The sequence below is a fragment of the Saccharopolyspora sp. 6V genome (assembly GCF_020176785.1).
Classification (GTDB): domain Bacteria; phylum Actinomycetota; class Actinomycetes; order Mycobacteriales; family Pseudonocardiaceae; genus Saccharopolyspora_C; species Saccharopolyspora_C gregorii.
On the sequence record NZ_JAIUKB010000208.1, the window covers coordinates 1 to 6,511 of the forward strand.

The 6,511-nt window shown below is 74.6% G+C and carries 5 protein-coding genes; 3 read left to right on the forward strand and 2 right to left on the reverse strand.

Annotation, left to right across the window (positions count from 1 at the left end):
- Positions 1–319 precede the first annotated feature (319 nt).
- From LCD35_RS29185 to LCD35_RS29195, 3 genes are read left to right on the forward strand one after another with little or no spacing between them, the layout of a single operon-like run.
- Positions 320–1,885, forward strand: a complete 1,566-nt coding sequence (locus LCD35_RS29185; protein WP_225045274.1) for a condensation domain-containing protein — start codon at positions 320–322, stop codon at positions 1,883–1,885.
- Positions 1,882–3,315 (forward strand): condensation domain-containing protein, encoded by a 1,434-nt coding sequence (locus LCD35_RS29190; protein WP_225045275.1) that lies wholly within the window; start codon positions 1,882–1,884, stop codon positions 3,313–3,315. The genes LCD35_RS29185 and LCD35_RS29190 overlap by 4 nt, the downstream gene beginning before the upstream one ends.
- A gap of 6 nt (positions 3,316–3,321) precedes the next feature.
- A complete protein-coding gene (locus LCD35_RS29195; RefSeq protein ID WP_225045276.1) occupies positions 3,322–4,779 on the forward strand; it encodes a condensation domain-containing protein in 1,458 nt (485 codons plus the stop codon).
- Here LCD35_RS29195 and LCD35_RS29200 read toward each other — a convergent pair.
- Both LCD35_RS29200 and LCD35_RS29205 read right to left on the reverse strand, forming a co-directional pair.
- The gene (locus LCD35_RS29200) at positions 4,766–5,593 is read right to left on the reverse strand and encodes a DMT family transporter (RefSeq protein WP_225045277.1); all 828 of its coding nucleotides are present in this window, start codon (positions 5,591–5,593) and stop codon (positions 4,766–4,768) included. The two genes, LCD35_RS29195 and LCD35_RS29200, sit on opposite strands and share 14 nt — an antisense overlap.
- Before the next feature lie 365 nt (positions 5,594–5,958).
- The gene (locus LCD35_RS29205) at positions 5,959–6,390 is read right to left on the reverse strand and encodes an OsmC family protein (RefSeq protein ID WP_224962952.1); all 432 of its coding nucleotides are present in this window, start codon (positions 6,388–6,390) and stop codon (positions 5,959–5,961) included.
- Positions 6,391–6,511: the final 121 nt, after the last annotated feature.

Genomic DNA, 6,511 nt, shown 5'->3' on the forward strand with positions numbered 1-6,511 from the left:
CCCGGAAAGTTTTCACGACTCGAACAAATATCAGCATTCGTGAGAAACGTTCCTGAATCGGTCGTGCCGCGTCCCGATCCTGCCCCGTGGACGTGAATTACGGACGCCCTGCGCTGCGGAAACGTTCTCCTCGCGCATCGGGGTCTTGCGGTCGCGCAGTTCCCCGGTTTTGAATGGCCGCCCTAGCGCGCTGGACCGGTGGGGCCCCGAAACCCATTCCGGTCGCCTTGCGGCATCATGACCTCTCCGCGCATCGGAATGGTCCAGTGCGACGACCCGACGCGAGCGGGGCGCGGTATCGGCAACCTGATTGGGTGGCATGAGATTCACGGAGATCGCGGACTACAGCGTCCGGCCGGGCGAGGCGGCGCAGTGGAGCGTGTCCCCCGCGGAAGGGGCGGAACCCGTGCCCGACCCCCGCCCGCCGTCGCACCTGCAGCAGGCCCACGTGCGGGCCCGGGCCGAGCGGGGCGCGGCGAGCGACCCGAGCTGGCTGGCGATCGGCTTCGACCTGGACGGCCCGCTGGACGAGCCGGCCTGGCGCGCGGCGCTGCTGCGGTGGGTCGACCGGCACGAGACCCTGCGCAGCGCCCTGCGCTCGGACGGCGGCGAGGTCCGGCGCCGCACCTGGGCCCCCGGTCGATCGGTGATCTCCCGCGACGCGCTCGGTACCTTCCGGGAACCGGCGGAGATCTCCGACGCGTTGCGCGAGCTGTTCAACGCGCGCACCGACCCGACGAGCTGGCCCTCGTACGTGTTCGCGACCGTCACCCGCGCCGACTCGTGCACGGTGTGCCTCGCCTTCGACCACGGCAACGTGGACGGCTACTCGATCCTGCTGGTGCTGCACGAGATCCGCGAGCTCTACCTCGCCGCCCGCGGCGGACGCGCCGCCGACCTGCCCGCGGTGGCGGAGATCGGCAGCTACGTGGACTTCTGCGCCCGGGAGCGGGAGTACACCGACGGTTTCGAGCGCTCCGACGAGCCGGTGGCGCGGTGGGCCGAGTTCCTCGCCGACTGCGGCGGCGCACCGCCCGGGTTCCCGCTGCCCGCGGGCGCGCCGTTCGCCGCGGACGGGTCGCGCCAGCACGGCCTGTGCGAGTGGCTGGTGGACGCGGACGGCGCCGCGGCGTTCGAGCAGGCGTGCCGCCGCAACGGGGGCAGCGCGTTCTCCGGGGCGCTGGCGGCGCTGGCGCTCGCGGCGGCCCGGCCGGGGGCGGCCGACGCGCCGGACCGGTTCCGCGCGTTGCTGCTGCTGCACACCAGGTCGGCGCGGTCGTGGGCGCGGTCGGTCGGCTGGTTCGTCGGCCTCGCCCCGGTGGAGCTGGCGCTGCCGGTGGGCGTGACCGCCGCGGGCGCCGCCGGGGTGCCGGACGGCGTGGACCTGCTGGACCTGCTGCCGAGCGCGGGCGCGGCGTTGCGGCGGGCGAAGCCGCTGTCCACGGTGCCGGTGCCGAAGGTGGCGGAACTGCTGGGCGTCGAGCTGCCGCCGCGGTTCGTGGTGTCCTACATGGACCTGCGATCCAGTCCGGGAGCGCGCTGCTGGGCCGAGTCGAACGCGCGGGCGCTGCACGCCCCGGCCAGCTCCGCGGACGAGGTCTACCTCTGGGTGATGCGCAGCGTCGAGGGCATCTACGTGACGAGCAGGTTCCCCGGTGCGGAGCAGGCGGACGCCGCGGTGCGCGAGTACGTCGCCCGGCTCGGCTGCCTGGTGCGCGCGGCGGCGGCGACGGCCGATCCGGACCTGGTGCCCGAGTTCGCGCCACTGTGGACGGACGTCGAGCTTCATGATCAAGTAGGGTCGGGCGCGCGCACGCCGGTCGGCGCGGGCACGCGGCACACCGGACTGGACCACGACGTGGTGCTGAAGGGAACTCGTCCATGAGGATGAACGCACTCCGCGACTACGAGCCCGCTCCGGGCAGGCTCGTCGAATGGCACCCGTCGGAGTCCACTTCGGACTCGGTGGGTTCGGCGCTGGAGCACCCGGCGCCACCGTCCTCGTTCCAGGAGAACCACCTCCGCCGCTCGCTGGCCAACGACGCCGCGGGCGCGGTGCACTCGCCGTGGCTGGCCACCGCGTTCGACCTGCCGGGGGAGCTGGACCCGGCGGCGATGGCCGGGGCGTGGCAGCGCTGGGTGCGCAGGCACGCCACCCTGCTGACCTGGTTCGAGAACACCGGCGATGAGCTGCGCCGCTGCGCGCTGGACGCCGCGGACGTCGAGTTCGTGCCCGTCGAGGTCGGCGAGTACGACAGCGGCGCCGACATCCGGGACCACCTGCTGCACCGGTTCGCCACCGCCACCAGCGCGCTGAGCTGGCCGCCGTTCGTGCTCGGCGCGGTGCTGCGCCCGGAGTCGTCGACGGTGTTCTTCGCGGTCGACCACGCGCACACCGACGGCTACTCGATCTTCCTGGTGTTCGACGAACTGCGCCGCCTGTACCTGGAGCAGGTCACCGGTGAACCGGCCGAGCTGCCGGAGGTCGGCGACCACGCGGACTTCGCCGCGCTGGAGCGCGCCCGCGAACTCGATGCTGCGGAGCAGGCCGCGGCCGCGCGGACCTGGGGCGAGTTCTGGCTCGACGGCGGCAGCAGGCCGCCGTCGTTCCCGCTGCCGCTGGGACTCGGCGACGAGCCGCGCGGCAAGCTGCTGACCGAGCGCGAGCTGTTCGACGACGCCCAGGCCACCGCGTTCGGCAAGCGCTGCCGGGCGCACCGCGGCGGCCTCCCGGCCGGGATCTTCGCGGCGCTCGCGATCGCCGCCGCCGAGCTGGCCGGCGCGGATTCCTACCGCACGCTGACCCCGGTGCAGACCCGCGACGAGCCGCGGTGGGCCGCGGCGCAGGGCTGGTTCGTGAACCTGGTGCCGCTGCACTTCTCGCTGGCCGGGCTGAGCACCTTCGGCGAGGTGCTCGCCGCCGCCGAGGAGGCGTTCGTCCGCGCCCGCGCGATCGCGGACGTGCCGGTGGTGAAGCTGCTGGAGGTGCTGGGGTCGCAGCTGCGGCTGCAGGAGGACGCGCGCACGGTGCTGCCGATCGTGTCGTTCATCGACCTGCGCCGCATCCGCGGCTCCGAGCTGTGGGCCGAGGCGGGCGCGCAGGTGCTCAGCGGCCCGGGGGAGGGTTTCGACGTGCCGATGTGGATCAACAGGTTGCGCGGGCTGACCTACCTGAAGGCGAGCTACCCGGACACGCCGGTCGCGGCGGCGAACGTGGCCCGCTACCTGGACCGGACGAAGGACGTGCTGCACCGCGTCCTCGCCGAGGGCGACCACGAGTTCCGGATCGCCGCGTCGCTCGCGGCCGTGGAGTGATCGCCGGTGCACGTCACGACCACCAGCGCGTTCGACCCGCCGCCCGGCGAGGTCGTGGAGTGGACCGCGTTCCCGCTCCAGGGCCACGAGTTCACCCCGAGCGAGGTGCCGCCGTCGCTGAACCAGCGCTTCCACCTGGACGGCATCGCCGCCGGCGGGGGACCGCAATGGCTGGCCTGCGCGTTCGACCTGCCGGGGGAGCGGGACACCGCCGCGCTGGCGGAGGCGTTCGGCCGGTGGGTGCGGCGGCATCCCGGGCTGCTGAGCCGGTTCACCGAGCGCGGCGGTGAGATCGGCCGCGCGGTGCTCGACCCCGATGCGGTGGCGCTGCACCGCGAGGACGCCGGGGAGTTCCGGACTTCGGCGGCGGTGCGCGCGCACCTGGCGCGGCGGTTCGCCGAGCAGTGCCACCCGCTGCGGTGGCCGCCGTTCCTGCTGGGCGCGATCCGGCACGAGCGGGGGATGACGGTGTTCGCCGCGTTCGACCACTCCTGCGCGGACGCCCAGTCGATGGCGGTGGCCGCGCACGAGATCCAGGTGCTGTACCGCGCCGCCGCCCGCGGTGAGGAGGCGGCGCTGCCCCCGGTCGGCGATTTCGTGGCGCACTGCGCGGCGGAGCACGCGGCGGTCGCCGCGGCGCGGGTCGACGCGGTGCGCACCACGCCCGAACCCGAGTGGGACGCGCCCGGTCTGGAGGTGCTGGGCGCACCGCCCGCGCCGATCGGCGAGCACCCGGCGGTGACCTACTGGCGGGACTTCCTGCTGGACTGCGGCGGCACGACGCCCGCGTTCCCGCTGGAGCTCGGGGTGCGGCCGGGCGAGCCGGTGCCGCAGCGCTCGACGACGGACCGGCTGCTGGACGCGGAGTCCGCGGACGCGTTCGACGCGGCCTGCCGGTCCGCGGCGGGCAGCGTGTTCACCGGCTTGCTGGCGGCGGCCGGGCTGGCGCTGCGCGACCTGGGCGCGGAGGACCGGATCGGGCTGCTCGTCCCGCTGCACACCCGCCACGAACCGCGGTGGCGGCACGCGGTCGGCTGGTTCACCACGAACGCGCCGATCGCGTTCAACGTGGTGGAGGGCCGGTTCGCGGAGACCCACACGCACGCGAAGGTCGCGTTCCGGGAGGCGTTGGGCACGCTGGGGGTGCCGCTGCCGAACGTGCTGGCCGCGGTCGCCGAGGACTACCGGCGGGTGCGCCGCGACATCTTCATGCTGTCCTACGTGGACTACCGGGCGATGCCGGTGTCGCTGGAGTTCCCGGAGTCCCGGCCGCGGCACATCAGCAGCGAGACGGTGGCCGACGACGTGCAGCTGTGGGTCTCGCGCACCGACGACGGGTTGTTCCTGCGCGCCCGCTTCCCCGGGACGCCGGCGGCGGAGGCGGCGGTGCGCGGGTTCCGCGCCCGGCTCGTCGCGGTCCTCACCGCGGCGGCGCGGCGCCCGGTCGCGGTCAGGGCAGGTTGAGCAGCACGATCCCGGCGAGCACGACGGCGCTCGCGAGCACGCGCCCCCGGCCGAGGCGTTCGCGGAACAGCACCGCCCCGATCAGCGCGCCGAACACGATGCTGGTCTCGCGCAGCGCGGCGATGGGCGCGAGCGCGCCGCGGGTCTGCGCCCACAGCACGATGCCGTAGGCGGCCAGCGACAGCACCCCGCCGAGCAGCGCGCCGCCGGATGCGGACCGCAGCTGGGCGGGCAGCGCCCGGCCGCGCACCGCCAGCGCCAGCGGTGGCAGCGCGAGCCCTTGCAGCAGGAACAGCCAGGCGGCGTAGGTGAGCACGTCGGTCCGGTGCACGCCGACGCCGTCGAGCACGGTGTAGAGCGCGATCACCAGCCCGGTGCCGAACGCGGCGGCCAGCGCCGGGAACCGCGCGGCGGTGGGCCGCCCGCCGACGAGCACCAGGCTGGTCAGCCCCGCCGAGATCACCAGCACCCCGGCGAGCTCGGGCACCGAGATCCGCTGTCCGAGCAGCGCGGCGGAGGTCAGCGCCACCACCCACGGCGCGGTGCCGCGCGCGAGCGGGTAGACCTGGCCGAACTGGCCGAGGCGGTAGCTGAGCATCAGCCCCACCTGGTAGAGCACGTGCGCCGCGGCGGAGGCGAGCACGTACGGCCACGCGGCGGCCGTGGGGAACCCGGTGACCAGGGCGGCGGCACCGCCGATCGCGGCGTAGACCAGCGACATGAGGGTGAATCCGGCGAGCCGGTCGTCCATGCCGTGCGCGAGGGCGTTCCAGGTGGCGTGCAGCAGCGCCGCGCCGAGCACGGCGAGCACCACGTCGACGCCGATGGCCGCCTCCCTGAATCGGACCGCGTCCCGATCCTGCCCCGCCCGCGGCCCGTCGCGCTCGCGCGGCCGGAGCAGTCGGCTGGTCCGTCCGGAGCGGTCCGCGGGCGGATCGTCCGTTCCGTCCGATGCGGTCGTCCGGAGTGGCCGGTCTGCCGCGGGTTCCGGACGCGACCGGGGTGCCGGGCGATCCCGGAGCGACCGGCGTCCTGGGCTCCCGGAGTGACCGGTCGCCGTGCGGCTCCGCAGCGCCCGGGTCGCCGGGTTCCCCCTCAGCCGCCGGGCCGCCGCCCCTCACGTGAACGGCCCGTCCGCCCGGTCCCACCGGTCGAACGGGCCGTTGCTCCCGGGGAACGTCAGGACAGGGTGGCTTCCAGGGTGATGGTGGTGCCGGTCAGGGCGGCGGAGACCGGGCAGATCTCCTTGGCCTTCTGCGCGGCCTGCTGGAAGGTGGCGTCGTCGGCGCCGGGCACGGTCGCCTGCACGGTCAGCGCGATGCCGGTGATGGCGAAGCCGCCGCCGGACTTGCCGAGGGTGACCTCGGCGCTGGTGTCGATCCGTTCCGGGGTGAGGCCGGCTTCGCCGAGCAACCCGGACAGCTGCATGCTGAAGCAGGACGAGTGCGCGGCGGCGATGAGCTCCTCGGGGCTGGTCTGCCCGGCCGGGTCTTCGGCGCGGGTCGCGAACGACACGGGGAACTGCCCCGCGTTCGAGGAGTCCAGGGTGACGAGGCCCGAACCCGAGCCCAGGTCGCCGGTCCAGCTAGTCGTGGCGTTGCGGTCGGCCATGACCTCTCCTTCTGCGTCGGTGTCGTCGGGTGCGCGCGGTGGCGCACCCGGGATCAAGAACGTCCCGACCTTCGCAGAGCTTCCACTCCCACGCCGTGCGGAATCCCACCCACCCCCCGAC